Source organism: Mesorhizobium sp. M1078, assembly GCF_040318615.1.
In the GTDB taxonomy this organism is placed as follows: Bacteria; Pseudomonadota; Alphaproteobacteria; order Rhizobiales; family Rhizobiaceae; genus Mesorhizobium.
On record NZ_JAMYMP010000012.1, the window covers coordinates 145,128 to 159,030 of the forward strand.

Annotated in this window: 13 protein-coding genes; 8 read left to right on the forward strand and 5 right to left on the reverse strand. The window is 63.1% G+C overall.

Translation table 11 applies throughout. The features are described from left to right. Nucleotides 1-29: 29 nt before the first annotated feature. Together NKH38_RS17770 and NKH38_RS17775 are read right to left on the reverse strand one after the other, a co-directional pair. Nucleotides 30-914 carry a DMT family transporter gene (locus NKH38_RS17770; protein ID WP_352447225.1) on the reverse strand — a complete coding sequence of 295 codons (885 nt, stop codon included), beginning with the start codon at nucleotides 912-914 and terminating at the stop codon, nucleotides 30-32. Between the two features lie 182 nt (nucleotides 915-1,096). Then, nucleotides 1,097-2,038 carry a LysR family transcriptional regulator gene (locus NKH38_RS17775; RefSeq protein ID WP_352762065.1) on the reverse strand — a complete coding sequence of 314 codons (942 nt, stop codon included), beginning with the start codon at nucleotides 2,036-2,038 and terminating at the stop codon, nucleotides 1,097-1,099. A 128-nt stretch (nucleotides 2,039-2,166) separates the two neighbouring features. On the opposite strand from NKH38_RS17775, the gene NKH38_RS17780 reads away from it, so the two are divergent. Next, the gene (locus NKH38_RS17780) at nucleotides 2,167-2,955 is read left to right on the forward strand and encodes an alpha/beta fold hydrolase (RefSeq protein WP_023683512.1); all 789 of its coding nucleotides are present in this window, start codon (nucleotides 2,167-2,169) and stop codon (nucleotides 2,953-2,955) included. Here NKH38_RS17780 and NKH38_RS17785 read toward each other — a convergent pair. Further along, entirely contained in the window at nucleotides 2,952-3,359 is a 408-nt protein-coding gene (locus NKH38_RS17785) for a DUF2000 family protein (RefSeq protein WP_023725929.1), read from the reverse strand. The genes NKH38_RS17780 and NKH38_RS17785 overlap by 4 nt on opposite strands. A gap of 46 nt (nucleotides 3,360-3,405) precedes the next feature. Here NKH38_RS17785 and NKH38_RS17790 point away from each other — a divergent pair, with 46 nt between their 5' ends. Beyond that, complete coding sequence (locus tag NKH38_RS17790; RefSeq protein ID WP_023703657.1) at nucleotides 3,406-4,269, forward strand: AraC family transcriptional regulator; 864 nt, start codon at nucleotides 3,406-3,408, stop codon at nucleotides 4,267-4,269. Nucleotides 4,270-4,295: 26 nt separating this feature from the next. Here NKH38_RS17790 and NKH38_RS17795 read toward each other — a convergent pair whose 3' ends face one another. Beyond that, nucleotides 4,296-4,766 (reverse strand): MarR family winged helix-turn-helix transcriptional regulator, encoded by a 471-nt coding sequence (locus tag NKH38_RS17795; RefSeq protein ID WP_023694717.1) that lies wholly within the window; start codon nucleotides 4,764-4,766, stop codon nucleotides 4,296-4,298. Between the two features lie 421 nt (nucleotides 4,767-5,187). On the opposite strand from NKH38_RS17795, the gene NKH38_RS17800 reads away from it, so the two are divergent. After that, the gene (locus NKH38_RS17800; RefSeq protein ID WP_023703656.1) at nucleotides 5,188-6,240 is read left to right on the forward strand and encodes a CobW family GTP-binding protein; all 1,053 of its coding nucleotides are present in this window, start codon (nucleotides 5,188-5,190) and stop codon (nucleotides 6,238-6,240) included. Nucleotides 6,241-6,489: 249 nt separating this feature from the next. Then, the gene (locus NKH38_RS17805) at nucleotides 6,490-7,464 is read left to right on the forward strand and encodes a WD40 repeat domain-containing protein (RefSeq protein ID WP_352762066.1); all 975 of its coding nucleotides are present in this window, start codon (nucleotides 6,490-6,492) and stop codon (nucleotides 7,462-7,464) included. Between the two features lies 1 nt (nucleotide 7,465). Here the strand turns inward: NKH38_RS17805 and NKH38_RS17810 are convergent, their stop codons facing one another. Continuing rightward, nucleotides 7,466-7,825, reverse strand: coding sequence for a hypothetical protein (locus NKH38_RS17810; protein WP_245264500.1), 360 nt, complete (start codon nucleotides 7,823-7,825; stop codon nucleotides 7,466-7,468). 247 nt (nucleotides 7,826-8,072) lie between these two features. Between NKH38_RS17810 and NKH38_RS17815 the strand changes: the two genes are divergently transcribed. The 4 genes from NKH38_RS17815 to NKH38_RS17830 all read left to right on the forward strand — a co-directional run bounded on the left by NKH38_RS17815 (nucleotide 8,073) and on the right by NKH38_RS17830 (nucleotide 13,815). Next, a complete protein-coding gene (locus NKH38_RS17815; protein WP_352762067.1) occupies nucleotides 8,073-9,455 on the forward strand; it encodes an aspartate aminotransferase family protein in 1,383 nt (460 codons plus the stop codon). 35 nt (nucleotides 9,456-9,490) lie between these two features. Beyond that, a complete protein-coding gene (locus tag NKH38_RS17820; protein WP_023822078.1) occupies nucleotides 9,491-10,876 on the forward strand; it encodes a glutamine synthetase family protein in 1,386 nt (461 codons plus the stop codon). Nucleotides 10,877-11,107: 231 nt separating this feature from the next. Beyond that, complete coding sequence (locus NKH38_RS17825) at nucleotides 11,108-12,343, forward strand: putative DNA modification/repair radical SAM protein (RefSeq protein WP_023683504.1); 1,236 nt, start codon at nucleotides 11,108-11,110, stop codon at nucleotides 12,341-12,343. Between the two features lie 2 nt (nucleotides 12,344-12,345). Continuing rightward, a complete protein-coding gene (locus NKH38_RS17830) occupies nucleotides 12,346-13,815 on the forward strand; it encodes a UdgX family uracil-DNA binding protein (RefSeq protein WP_352762068.1) in 1,470 nt (489 codons plus the stop codon). The last annotated feature ends 88 nt before the right edge of the window (nucleotides 13,816-13,903 follow it).

Consider the following 13,903-nt stretch of genomic DNA (forward strand, 5'->3'; position numbering starts at 1 on the left):
CGGCGTTATGCCATCGGATTCGGAGCAAATCAAAGTTTTTTCGCCAGAGCCTCCGCCTCGACATCGACGGTCGTGCGATTGCGCAGCCGCAAACGGTGCTCGCGATGGATGATGTAAAGGCCGCTGGCGACGATGATGGCTGCACCCACCAGCGTCCAGCGGTCGGGGAACTGGTGGAAGATGATCCAGCCGGACAGGATCATCCAGACCATCTGCGAATAGGGGTACGGCGCCAGCGCCGTGGTGGTCGCCAGGCGGTAGGCCTGCACCAGCAGCCAGTGGCCGCCGGCGCCGAACACGCCCAGCATCACCAGTATGAACCAGTGCCAGCCATCCTGCGGCAGCCCATGCGAGAACGGCAGCATCGGCAGAAGCAGCACGGCCGGCGCCAGCGCCGAAAACAGGATCAGGCTTTCCGAGGTTTCGCTGGCTGACATCCGCCGCGTCATGATGACGTAAAAACTGTTCGACAGCATCGAGCCGAGCGCGAAAAGATGGCCGATGCCGAACACGCCGATGCCCGGCCTTGTAATGACGAGCACGCCGACAAAGCCCGACAGGATTGCCAGCCAGCGCCGCCAGCCGGCCCATTCACCAAGCAGCGGTCCGGCAAGGGCGGTGATCACCATCGGCCCGAAGAAGTAGATCGAGGTGGTCTCGGCCAGTTGAAGCGTTTTGAGCGCCATGACGTTGCACATCGTCGAGCCGAACAGCAGACCGCCGCGCAGGATGTGGGCCGGCAAATTGTTGGCGCGGAAGCGCGACGGCTCGCGCCAGCCGCGCAGGAAGACGCCGACAAGCAGGACATGGACGGTGAAGCGGGCCCAGGCGACGATCAGCGCCGAGACGCCGGCCAGCACCAGATATTTGCTCGATGTGTCGAGAAAGGTGAAAAAGACATAGGTGGACAGCATGAACAGCATCGCCGCGGGCGGCGTTGCGCTTTCGTCTGATCTTGCGGGAACGTTCAAATGTCAGGCCGGGCAGGGAGGATCAACGCTTAACCTTTGCGGCAATCTCCAGCGCCCGGCAAGCCAAAAGCGACTGGCACAACAGGCGTCTGAGACAGGTTCAGCGCAGGCCGATCCGATGCCAGCTAAGGCGCTTTGCGTTCCGCTGCGACGTTCTGACATCCCGGTGCTTTGCCGTCGGATGCCACTTGCGCCTGGAGATGAAGCCACAACGCCTCGGTGACGGGTCCATGCGGTCGGTCGCGCCGGCGCACCGCCGCCAAGATCTCCGTCCGGCCGGGCAGATGTGCACCAGCGATCGAGATCAGCCTCCTATCCCGCAGTTCGTCCTCGATCAGCCATGCCGGCAGATGGCCCCAGGCCAGTCCGTGAAGGATCAGTTCCTTCTTCATCAGATGATCCGGCGCCGAGCACTGATGCGCACCGTCGATGAGGAAATAGCTCTCCGGCGATGGCCGCCGCGCCGTGTCGCGGATCACGCACTGGGTGAAGGGCCGCATCTGCTCCGGCGCAATCTCGCGGCCAGGCGCGAACGGAAGGAACCCAGGCGCCACCACCGGCACGAGGGGCACCGCGCAGAGATCGACCCGCTCGAGATGCGGATCGGAAGGATCCGCGCGATGGAAGATGAGGTCAGCCGAGCCTTCCATCAACCGTTCGAGCGGACCGCCGACCGCCTCGTACTCCAGGTGCAGGCGTGTCCCGGTGCGTTCGGCAAAGAAGCCGCTGAGCATACGCAGGATTTGCGGTCGCGGGCAGAGATCACCCATGACGACACGCAGGACCGTCTCCTCGCCGCTCGCCAACTGGCCCGCATAGGTTCGCAGATGGTCGAGCTCGCGCAATGTCAGCTGCGCTCGCGCGTGAAACTCGCGGCCCGCCTCCGTCAGCCCCACCCGATATCCGCTGCGGTCGAGAAGTGTGAGCCCGAGCAACTGCTCGAGGCGTGCGACAGCGGCGAAGACGGATGGATGCGATCGATTCAAGGCGAGGGCGGCCGCCTGGAAGCTGCCCTCGCTTGCCACGGCGTCAAAGCACCGTAAGTCGTGGAGTTTCAGACCATTCATTATCGTAAAAACCTACTGAGATCGTCCAATCATAGTAATTTTCCTGGATAATTACGAGGCCTAGAGTGGCTCATTCAAAGGGCGGCGGGAGCATGGAACTCCTTTCGCCAGGGTGAGATGAGGACCAGATGACTGACACGCTTTATTTTACGACGGGCGACGGCTGCCGGATCGCCTATCAGCTGGCGGGGGCCGGCCCTGTGCTTGTGCTCTCGAATTCCATTGCGACGAACCTGCATATGTGGGACCGGCAGCTAGCGGAACTTGCCGGATCTTTCCGGGTGCTGCGCTATGATCTGCGCGGCCACGGCAGTTCCGATGCTCCGGCCGGAGCCTATTCGCTTGATCGGCTGGGCCGCGACGTCCTTGAGCTGCTGGATGCGCTTCAAATCGCCCGCGTGCATTTCTGCGGGCTGTCGCTGGGCGGCTTCGTAGGGCAGTGGCTGGGTATCCATGCCTCGGAGCGCATCGAGCGTCTCATCCTTTCCAACACCTCGCCGCATCTCGGGCCGGCTTCTTACTTTGATGAGCAGATCAGGACTGTCCTTGCAGCGAGCAACATGTCGGCCACCGCGGACATGTTCATGCACAACTGGTTTCCCGCCTCGATGCTTGCCGGCCCAAACGAAACCGTCGACGCGTTCCGCGCGATGGTCCTGGCGACGCCGCCCCAAGGTCTCGCGGGATGCTTCGCCGCCGTACGCGATTGCGATCTGCGCCGGACTGTCTCCCTCATTACCGCGCCCACCCTGGTGATCGGTGGAGAAGACGACAAGGTAACGCTGGCAAGCCACAGCGAGGCGATCGCAGCCAGCATCCCCGGCGCCACGCTTACACTGCTTCCGGGCGTCCATATGCTGAACGTCGAGCGGCCGACTGAATTCATGAGCGCCGTTACACGCTTCCTGCTGAATTAGGCGTGCATGCGGGCGCCCTTGGTGATCTTGTCGACGAGTTTCTTGTCGGCACGCAGCGCGATGCCGACGATCTTGGCGTCCTCAGGCCCGAACTCGGCGAAGACCGCGCGGTTGGCCGCATCGAAGCCGGTGGCAAACATCTCCTCGACATAGGCTGACCCCGTCACGCCCCGCTCCAGCGCCTTCCGGTGGATGGAGTTGAGCGTCGGCCCATCGGCCGAAAGCACGATGACCGGCTGGATCGACAGAGGATTGTAAAGGTTGCCGGCGCGGTCGCGGTAGGGTTCGCCGATAATGTCGGGGAATTGCGCGACGACGCCGCTGGTCAGGAAGGCCGTGACGTTGAGCTTTTGCCAGACGGCGAGATCGTCCCGCAGCACGATTGCAAATTTCGTATCGAACACCAAAATGAGGACTCCGGAGCACGCCCATGAAGGGCAGGGATAGGTGATGACGCACGATCTAGACGGTGAGGCGACACAGGGTCTTGGACGTTCGTGCGCGGATGAAGACCGGATCGTCTCGGCGCCAGGCAGCACCGGCATCGAGCGCATCGAGGCGCATTTCCATGGCAACGCCTTCGACCTACACCGTCATGATACACTTGCCGTCGGCGTGACGCTTTCCGGTGTGCAGCGCTTCCACTACAGGGGCACTGTCAACCACAGCCTGCCCGGCCAGGTTATCGTGCTGCATCCCGACGAAGTGCACGATGGCGGCGCCGGGACCGAGGATGGTCTGCGCTACCGGATCCTCTATCTGGAACCCTCACTGCTGCTCGACTGCCTCGACGGCGCGCCGCTGCCTTTCGTCAGGGATGCTGTGGTCAGCGATCCTGCCTTGCGTGGCACGCTGCTTTCGGCCCTGTCGCCGCTCGATGAGGAACTGGACGAGCTGTTCGTCGCCGATTTCGTTGCGGAGCTGGCGCAGCATCTGGGGCGTCATGCGGGACAGAAAGCAAAGCCGATGGGGAAGTCGGCCTCGCGTGCGGCAGCGCTGGCGCGCGGCTATCTCGAGGAGAATGCCGAGCGGTCCGTTCGTTCCGATGAGCTGGAAGCCGTCACCGGGCTCGACCGCTATGCGCTGTCACGCCATTTTCGCGCGACCTATTCCACCAGCCCGCATCGGTTCCTGCTGATGCGCCGGCTGCAAAAGGCAAGACGGATGATCGAGGTGGGCGAGCCGCTGGCCGAGATTGCCGTTGGCGCCGGCTTCAGCGACCAGAGTCATTTCAACAGGCATTTCAAGAAAGCATTCGGCCTGACGCCCGGCCGCTGGTCGGCGCTGGTGCGCGGCCCTTCGGTGGCGGCCTAGCTCAAGACACGCGGCCGCCGTGCCGGTCAGTCGTCGATGTCGGCGTCGTCGTCGACGAGCACCAGCTCCTCGTTCGACAAATTGGCCTCGATGCGGGCGAGCAGCTTGAACAGCGTCTTCTGTTCTTTCTTGTCGAGGCCCTTCAAGGCCTGCTTTTCGGTCTTCTTCACCGACTTCTCGATGGCGTGGATGATCTCGCGGCCGGTGTCGGTGAGAAAGATATGCGCCTGGCGTGCATCCGCGGAAGAGGCGCGCTTTTCCAAAAAGCCCTGGGCCTGCAGCCGGTTGATGGTCTTGGTGATGGTCGGCGGGCGCACGCCGAGGCGGCCGGCGAGATTGCCGGGCGTCTGGCCGTCCTCGCGGTCGAGCGTCAGCATGATCTGGTCCTGGCCGGCATAGAAGCCGTGCGCCAGAAGCCGCGCCGCCAGCGCGGTCCTTGCCAGCCTTGCCGCCGAATGCAGCCGGCTCATCGTTGCAGTCTTGTCCGCCTTGGCCATGGTGATCCCTCTTCGGCCGTACCGGTGCGTGCAGCATAGACGCAGCCGGCCGGTTGGCAATCGACGATCCAAAAGATTCCGGCTTTCGAAACAGCTTTGCCGGCAAGCATTTGTGGTGCTCGAAATGGTGATGCCAGATGTTTATTTCAGTTAGATGACAAACGAGTTTCCGCCAAGGCGATTGCAACGGTTTGACGCGGCGCGGCTCAGCACAGGTCAACGAAGAGGCGTTTCCGGCGACACGTTGATGGTCGGCATCCCTCGCACTCGGCCTCTCGGGTCTACCCATCCGCTTCGTCAATCCTGGGTCAAACACCCAGGCGGTTTGCCTCGTGCAAAAGGCCGGCACACATCCTATATCAGGCCAACAATCCCTTCTTGCGGCCCGCAATTCCGTGGCCCAGCCATTTCGAGGCAAGATATGAGCGAAGCACAGACGCAAATCCCCGTGACCGTTCTCACCGGCTATCTCGGCGCCGGCAAGACGACGCTGCTCAACCGCATCCTGTCGGAAAACCATGGCAAGCGTTATGCCGTCATCGTCAATGAATTCGGCGAGATCGGCATCGACAATGATTTGATCGTGGAATCCGACGAGGAAATCTACGAAATGAACAATGGCTGCGTCTGCTGCACGGTGCGCGGCGACCTGATCCGCGTCGTCGAAGGCCTGATGCGCCGTCCCGGCCGCTTCGACGCCATCGTCGTCGAGACCACCGGCCTCGCCGATCCTGTGCCGGTGGCGCAGACCTTCTTCATGGACGACGACGTGCGCTCCAAGACCAAACTCGACGCTGTCGTGGCTCTGGTCGACGCCAAGCACCTGCCGCTCAGGTTGAAGGATTCCAAGGAAGCCGAGGACCAGATCGCCTTCGCCGATGTCGTCGTGCTCAACAAGACCGACCTGGTGACGCCCGAAGAACTGGCCAAGGTCGAGGCCACCATCCGCGCCATCAACCCGGCGGCCAGGATCCACCGCACCACGCGCGCCGGCGTGGCGCTGTCCGAAGTGCTCGACCGCGGCGCCTTCGACCTGTCGCGCGCATTGGAAAACGACCCGCATTTCCTTGAGGCGCACGATCATGATCACGACCACCATGATCACGACCACGATCACCACGACCATGATCACGACCATCATCATCACGGTCACGCGCATCCCTCCGACATCCATGACGTGACCGTGCAGTCGGTGTCGCTGCGCGGCGGCGAGATGGACCCGAAGAAATTCTTCCCGTGGATCGAGAAGATCACTCAGATGGAAGGTCCCAACATCCTGCGGCTGAAAGGCATCATCGCGCTCAAGGGCGACGACGAGCGCTATGTCATCCAAGGCGTGCACATGATCATCGAAGGCGACCACCAGCGCGCTTGGAAAGACGGCGAAAAGCATGAGAGCCGGCTGGTGTTCATCGGCCGCGAGCTTGACGCCGAACGGCTGAAGAAGAGCTTTGACGCCTGCCAGGCGGCTTGATTTCCGGACTCTATGGCGCTAGCGCTGCCCGCTCTTCCTTCTCCCCTTGTGGGAGAAGGTGGCCTCGCGAAGCGAGGTCGGATGAGGGGTGCTCCAGCTCGGCACCGACGGCGATCCGTTCAACACCCCTCATCCGTCTCGGCGCTGCGCGCCGATCCACCTTCTCCCACAAGGGGAGAAGGTTGACGCCAGGCCTGGCCGCCTCAGTGGCTTCCCGGGAGTGGTGACAGCTTCATTGGAATGGTCCTGATGCCCACAGTTGCTCCCCTCGACCTGGAAGGTCACTGCCTTGCCGCCGTCTTCCTCGACAACGTGCCGCATTTTGCGCTCGCCGATGGGACAGTTCATAGGCTCGACAACGGCCACAAGACAATTCAGGCCAATGACGGCCTGCTCTCCACGTTCCATGACGCCGCCAACGACCGCCTGATCACCGGCGGCGAGGACGGCAAGATTTTTGCCGTTGCCGCCGGCGGCAATGTCAGCGAACTCGCCAGCGCCGGCAAGAAGTGGATCACCAGCGTCGCCGCCGGGCCGCAAGGCGCTATCGCCTATGCCACAGGCAAGACTGCGTTCGTGCGCTTTGCCGACGGCAAGACCAAAGAGTTTGCCCATCCACGTTCGGTCGAGGGGCTGGCCTTCTCCCCCAAGGGCATGCGCTTCGGCGTCGCCCGCTACAATGGCGCGACGCTGCATTTCCCGGCCGCCGAGGGCAGACCGGTGGAGCTGGAATGGGCCGGCGCCCATACCGGCGTGACCTTCTCGCCGGATGGCGCCTTCCTCGTCACCACCATGCAGGAAAACGCGCTGCATGGTTGGAAGCTCGCCGACGGCAAGCACATGCGCATGACCGGCTATCCCGGCAAGGTCAAAAGCCTGTCGTGGAGCGTGAAGGGCAAGTGGCTGGCGAGTTCCGGCGCGCCGGCGGCGATCGTCTGGCCGTTTTCGGGCAAGGACGGCCCGATGGGCAAGGCGCCGCTGGAGCTCGGCACGCGCGGCAACGCCATGGTGACATCGGTTGCCTGCCGTCCGAGCCAGGATGTCGTCGCCGTCGGCTATGATGACGGCATGGTCATGGCGGTGCGCTTTACCGATGCCAAAGAGGTGCTGTTGCGCCGCCCGGGCATGGGCGCCATCACCGCGATGATGTGGGACAAGGAAGAGCGCCGGGTCGCCTTCGGCAGTGCCGCCGGCGACTGCGGCGTCATCGATATCTCGGCGTGACCTATTCGGCTCCGCACGACACCTTGCCGGTCAATTCTTTCGGCTTGCCGTCCTGTTCCGTGTCGGCGGCGTTGTCGTAGACGGCAAGCGTGTACCGGCCGTCATAGACGCCCTCGTCACTGGTCTTGGTCAGGATCGTCAGTTCGACAGAGTTGAATTTATCTCCGAGCTGATGCTCGTGGTAGACGTTCAGCCGCAACTCCTTGTCGTCCAGCCAGTACTGGGTGAGGTCGGAATCCTCGAAGACGGTCTTGCGCAGACTGTCGCCTTCCGGCCGGCCAAGTATCTCGAGATCGCCGCGAAAATTGAAGGTCGGGCCGCCCATACCTCTGGTGACCCCGGCGCCGACCTCGAATTGCACCGCTTTGTCATCGACGGAACACCAGACGCCGCCCGATGCGGAAGCCGCAGCGGCCGACAAGAGTAGCGCAATAGCGCAATGATCGTCCGCATTTTTCTCCCCAAACCACAGACCCGATCGCATTGGCGCCCGACTGCGCCGGAAGGTCAAGTCTGCCGAACTTGCTGCTGACCCAATGCAGCGCACCAACACGGCCAATTGCGGTTGCCGTCGCCAATTGGGTAGTGTGCCGGCCGAGAGGGATTTCATGTACAGCACGAACAGTTCAAAGGCGTCCATTGGCGGTATCAGCCGTGACCGCATCGCTGCATTGCGGACAAGCGAGGCGAACACCTTCCGCAAGGCGCGGCCGAAATCGCAGGCCAAGGTCGGTAACGGCCTGCCAGGCTTCTTCGGCGGTGTGCCGATGCACTGGATGAACGACTGGCCGACGCCATTCCCGATCCTGGTCGAAAGCGCCAAGGGCGCCGCCATCACGGATATCGACGGCAACAGGCTGGACGATTTCTGCCTCGGCGACACCGGTTCGATGTTCGGCCATTCGCCGCCGCCGGTGGCGCGCGCCATCCGCCGCCAGGCCGGGCGCGGCCTGACCTATATGCTGCCTTCGGAGGATGCGCTGGCCATCGGGCCGCTGCTCACACAGCGTTTCGGTCTGCCGTTCTGGCAGATCGCCACCAGCGCCACCGACGCCAACCGCTTCGCGCTGCGTGTTGCCCGCGCTATCACCGGTCGGGAAAAGATCCTGGTCTTCAACGGCTGCTATCACGGCTCGGTCGACGAGACGATGGTCCGGCTGGTCGACGGCAAAGCTGTCAACCGGCCGGGCCTGGCGGGCGAATTCCGCGACCTGACCAGGACGGCGAAGGTCATCGAATTCAACGATATTGCTGCACTGGAAGCGGCGCTCGCCGACCGCGATGTCGCCTGCGTCATCGCCGAGCCGGTGCTGACAAATTCCTGCATGGTGCTGCCCGATCCGGGTTTTCACGACGCCTTGCGCAAACTGACGCGCGCGGCCGGAACGCTGCTGCTGATCGACGAGACCCACACCATCTCGACCGGCCCAGGGGGCTACACCAGAAAATTCGGGCTGCAGCCCGACCTTTTCGTGCTGGGCAAGCCGATCGCCGGTGGCGTGCCGGCAAGCGTGTGGGGCATGAGCGACGAGGTCGCCTCGCGCTATGCCGACTACAACCGAACCAAGGAGCCGGGCTATTCCGGCATGGGCACGACGCTGTCGGCGAACCCGCTGCAGTTCGCAGCCATGCGCGCAACGCTCGAAGAGGTGATGACGCAGGAGAATTATGCCCGGATGGATCGCCTTGCCCTGCGGCTCGATGCCGGGCTGACCGGCGTCATCGATCGCTACAATCTGCCCTGGCATGTCGCCCGCGTCGGCGCCCGCGTCGAGTTCATCTGCGCCCCTGGCCCGCTCAGGAACGGCGCCGAAGCCGAGACTGCCCATGCGCCGGAGCTTGAGGCGGCTATCCATGTCGCGCTGGTCAACCAGGGCGTGCTGATCGCGCCCTTTCACAACATGATGCTGATCTCACCGGCCACCACCGGCGCCCAGGTCAACCGGCTGATCACCGCCTTCGCCACGGTTGCGGCAAGGCTGACGGCATGAGACAAGCTGCCAAGCCAAACTCGAGTACACTAATCATGACTTCACCTTCGGGCTCGACGCCCGCCGAGGCGCAAGCCTTTCTCGACGCCCATCCCGAAATCGAAGCCTTCGATATCGTCTTGACCGACGCCAACGGGGTCGGCCGCGGCAAGATCGTGCGCCGGCATGAGCTGAAAAGCATCTTCGAGGGCGGCCGCCACATGCCGATCTCGATCCTCGGCCTCGACATCACCGGCGAGGATGTTCACGAAACCGGGCTGATCTGGACGACCGGCGATGGCGACCTCAGGGCCTGGCCGATCCCCGGCACCCTGGTGCCGCTTTACGGCACGAACCCGCCGCGCGGCCAGTTGCTGATGGCGATGTACCATCTCGAGGGACAGCCTATGTCGTCGGACCCACGGCTGGCGCTGGCCAGGCAGGTCGACATCTTGGCGGCCAAGGGCCTCTATCCCGCCGGCGCCTTCGAACTCGAATTTTTCCTGCTTGCCAATGAGCGTGACGCCGACGGCAAGGTAAAGCCGGCGGACGCCGTGCTCGACGGCCGCCGCTCGGCCAAGACGGAAGTCTATTCCGTCGACCATCTGCACGGCATGGAGCCGCTGTTTTCCGACATCTATGCCGCGGCTAAGGCGCAAGGCATTCCGGCCGAAACGGTGATTTCCGAATACGCGCCCGGCCAGTACGAGCTGACGCTGAACTATCGCAAGGATGTCATGCGGGCGGCCGACGACCTCGTCATGTTGAAGCGGCTGGTGCGGGCGCAGGCGCGCCGCCATGGTGTCACCGCCTGCTTCATGGCCAAGCCGATCGAAAAATACGCCGGCTCCGGCATGCATTTCCATGTTTCGTTGCAGGACAAGAACGGCCGCAACGTTTTTGCCGAGGCTGGCGGCGAAAGCTGGTCGCTGCCGCTGCTGCAGGGGCTCGGCGGGCTGATCCAGACCATGGCCGAATCGATGCTGGTGTTTGCGCCGCACGCCAATTCCTGGCGGCGCTTCGTCTCGCAGTCCTATGCGCCGGTGGCGCCGACCTGGGGCGTCAACAACCGTTCGGTGGCGCTGCGCATCCCGGCGGGCGACGCCAAGAACCGGCGCATCGAGCACCGGCCGTCGGGCGTCGACGCCAATCCCTACCTGATCGCGGCAACGGTGCTGGCCGGCATCATCAAGGGTCTGGACGAAGGCCTCGACCCCGGCCCTGAAACCACTGGGAATGGCTATGAAGCCGCTGTCACGCGCACGACCATGCCGGTCGACTGGCGCGCCGCGATCGAGGCGGCGCGGGCCTCGAGCTTCCTGAAAGAGGCGCTTGGCGAGGATCTGCATCGCACCTTCGTGGCGATCAAGCAGTCGGAGTATCTGCGCGTCGCGCGTACGGTGAGCGAGCTGGACTACCACCTCTACCTGCACGAGGTCTGAGAGACCGTTTCGAAATTCTACTCCGGCGGCCATCGATGGTGGTTTCTGCGCTTCCGATGCTCACGGACCAAATGTCCGCTGCGCTTCGGTTCTCGAAACCACCACCATATGACTCGCCAGAGCGAATTTCGAAACGGTCTCTGATTGCCCTGACGGCGGGCGGCGATCACTTTTTCGCCGCCTGCATCAAATGAGGTGGCGCTGCAGCCTTCAAGAACATATCATGAACAGATGAGCGCGCCCACCGTCCGTGAAAAGCTGGCAATCCTGTCTGACGCCGCCAAATACGACGCCTCCTGTGCTTCGTCCGGCTCGGCGAAGAAGGATTCGCTCCAATCCGGCGGTATCGGCTCCACAGAAGGCATGGGCATCTGCCATTCCTACGCGCCGGATGGCCGCTGCATTTCGCTCCTGAAAATCCTGCTCACCAATTTCTGCATTTACGATTGCAGCTACTGCATCAACCGCTCGTCATCGAATGTGCGCCGCGCCCGCTTTAGCATCGACGAGGTGGTGAAGCTGACCATGGACTTTTATCGGCGCAACTACATCGAAGGCCTGTTCCTGTCCTCCGGCGTCATCCGTTCGCCCGACGAGACCATGGCCGAAATGGTGGAAGTGGCGCGGCGGCTGCGGCTGGACGAAAAATTCTCCGGCTATATTCATCTGAAGACCATTCCGGAAAGCTCGGCCGAACTGGTCGAGCAGGCCGGGCTCTACGCCGACCGGCTGTCTATCAATGTCGAACTGCCAACCGATGAGGGCGTGAAGAAACTAGCGCCGGAGAAGAAGCCGCAAACGATCCGGCTTTCCATGGCGAACCTGCGCCGGAAGATGGAGGAAAAGGCCGAGCCGACGTTGCGGACCAAGAAGCGCGAACGCTTTGCGCCCGGAGGTCAGTCGACGCAGATGATCGTCGGCGCCGACAAGACATCCGACGACGGTATCTTGCACTCCAGTGCGCGGCTCTATGGCAGCTACCATCTGCGGCGCGTCTATTACTCCGCCTTCAGCCCGATCCCGGATTCGTCATCGTCGCTGCCGCTCCAGAAACCGCCGCTGATGCGCGAGCACCGGCTCTATCAGGCCGACTGGCTGATGCGCTTCTACGGCTTTTCGCAGCCGGAAATCCTCGCCGGCAGCAGCGACGGCATGCTCGATCTCGCCATTGACCCCAAGCTCGCCTGGGCTTTGCGCAATCGGGCGAGGTTTCCCGTCGACATCAACCGCGCCGATCGGGAAGCGCTGCTGCGGGTTCCGGGTCTGGGCACCAAGGTGGTGGCGAAGATCCTTGAAACCCGCCGCCACCGACGTATGCGGCTGGAAGATGTCGGACGGATCTGCCATTCGATCGCCAAGCTGAGGCCCTTCATCATCGCCGAAGGCTGGTCGCCGGGCGGACTCACCGACAAGACAGGCCTGCGCGATACGATCGTAAAGTCCTGCGAACAACTGTCGCTGTTTTGACCATGCAGCCGGCCCAGCTCCACCTTGCCCGATACACTGTCCGGCTAGCGAGCCAGACCGATTTCGCCGGTTGGCGCGATGCGGCACGGCGTCTGACGCTGAATGAGGTCCGGCCTGAGGATATTAGTTGGGGTGTCGGGTCCGACGCCAATGATCCTCGAGATGCCTTGCCGGCGGTGCCAGAGGGCGCGCAGCTTACCGTCCCGCGCGAGTTCATCGCCCATGCCGAAACCGCCTTCTGCCACTCCGACCCCGGCCGGTTTGCCTTTCTCTACTGGATGCTTTGGCGCCTGCGCACCGAGCCGAAACTGCTGGCGATCGCATCCGATCCCGACACCAGGCGGCTCGAAGCCATGGAAAAGGCGGTGCGGCGCGACGGCCATAAGATGCATGCCTTCGTACGCTTCCGGAAGATCGGCTACGGCGAGGACGAGCGCTACGTCGCCTGGTTCGAGCCGGAGCATTTCATTGTCGAGCGCAACGCGGATTTCTTCGTCCGGCGGTTCACCGGCATGCGCTGGACCGTCCTGACGCCCTATGCCTCCGCCGACTGGAATGGCGAAAGGCTGGCGATCGGCCCGGGTGCGGCCAAGGGCGATGCACCCGATCAGGACGACACCGAGGCGTTGTGGCTGACCTATTTCCAGAACATCTTCAACCCGGCGCGGCTCAAGGTGAAGGCGATGCAGAAGGAGATGCCGAAGAAATATTGGCGGAACCTTCCCGAGGCCTCGCTCATTCCAGATCTGATCGCAGGAGCGGACGAGGCCGCTATAGCCATGATTGCCAGACAACCGACGACGCCGGCGCCGCACCACGCCAAGCTGCAGGCAAGACATTGGCCGAAGCCCGAGCCGGCCGAGGCGCCGGATGAAGACGATGCCAAGACGATTTCCGATTTGCGCGAGGCTGCAAAGGGTTGTCGTCGCTGCCCGCTCTGGCGCGACGCGACACAGACCGTGTTCGGCGAGGGGCCGGATGACGCCAAGGTGGTCTTCGTCGGCGAACAACCTGGCGATCAGGAAGATCTCGCCGGCAAACCTTTTGTCGGGCCAGCGGGCAAAGTGTTCGATGCAATTCTCGATGACGCAGGCGTCGACCGGCAAAAAGTCTACGTCACCAACGCCGTCAAGCACTTCAAGTTCGAGCCGCGCGGCAAGCGCCGCATCCACTCGAAGCCAAATACCGGCGAAGTCCAGGCCTGCCGCTGGTGGATCGGCCGGGAGCTTGAGCTGATCAAGCCGGACCTCGCCGTGGCGCTTGGGGCAACGGCGGCGTTGTCGCTGCTGGGCAAGGCCATTGCCGTGACGAAAATGCGCGGCCAGTTGATCGAACGCGAGGATGGCTTGCGCGTGTTCATCACCATCCACCCGTCCTTTATCCTGCGCATTCACGAGCCGACGGACAAGGAGGCTGAGCGCGAGCGGTTCCTAAAGGATATGAAAGAGGTGAAGCGGCTGATGGGGTCGTGAGATGAGCGAAAGCCTCAGCGACATCGTCATCCGCGGGCGGAACAAGGAGCTTCGCTCCTGCTTCGCCCAGGGATGACGAAGCTGAGTG

Bases quoted from the DNA above. Each gene is read 5' to 3' on its own strand.
- NKH38_RS17780 (WP_023683512.1), top strand. From the start codon at position 2,167: ATGACTGACACGCTTTATTTTACGACGGGCGACGGCTGCCGGATCGCC.
- NKH38_RS17805 (WP_352762066.1), top strand. From the start codon at position 6,490: ATGCCCACAGTTGCTCCCCTCGACCTGGAAGGTCACTGCCTTGCCGCC.
- NKH38_RS17790 (WP_023703657.1), top strand. From the start codon at position 3,406: ATGACGCACGATCTAGACGGTGAGGCGACACAGGGTCTTGGACGTTCG.
- NKH38_RS17770 (WP_352447225.1), bottom strand. From the start codon at position 914: ATGCTGTCCACCTATGTCTTTTTCACCTTTCTCGACACATCGAGCAAA.
- NKH38_RS17800 (WP_023703656.1), top strand. From the start codon at position 5,188: ATGAGCGAAGCACAGACGCAAATCCCCGTGACCGTTCTCACCGGCTAT.
- NKH38_RS17815 (WP_352762067.1), top strand. From the start codon at position 8,073: ATGTACAGCACGAACAGTTCAAAGGCGTCCATTGGCGGTATCAGCCGT.
- NKH38_RS17795 (WP_023694717.1), bottom strand. From the start codon at position 4,766: ATGGCCAAGGCGGACAAGACTGCAACGATGAGCCGGCTGCATTCGGCG.
- NKH38_RS17775 (WP_352762065.1), bottom strand. From the start codon at position 2,038: ATGAATGGTCTGAAACTCCACGACTTACGGTGCTTTGACGCCGTGGCA.
- NKH38_RS17830 (WP_352762068.1), top strand. From the start codon at position 12,346: ATGCAGCCGGCCCAGCTCCACCTTGCCCGATACACTGTCCGGCTAGCG.
- NKH38_RS17820 (WP_023822078.1), top strand. From the start codon at position 9,491: ATGACTTCACCTTCGGGCTCGACGCCCGCCGAGGCGCAAGCCTTTCTC.
- NKH38_RS17825 (WP_023683504.1), top strand. From the start codon at position 11,108: ATGAGCGCGCCCACCGTCCGTGAAAAGCTGGCAATCCTGTCTGACGCC.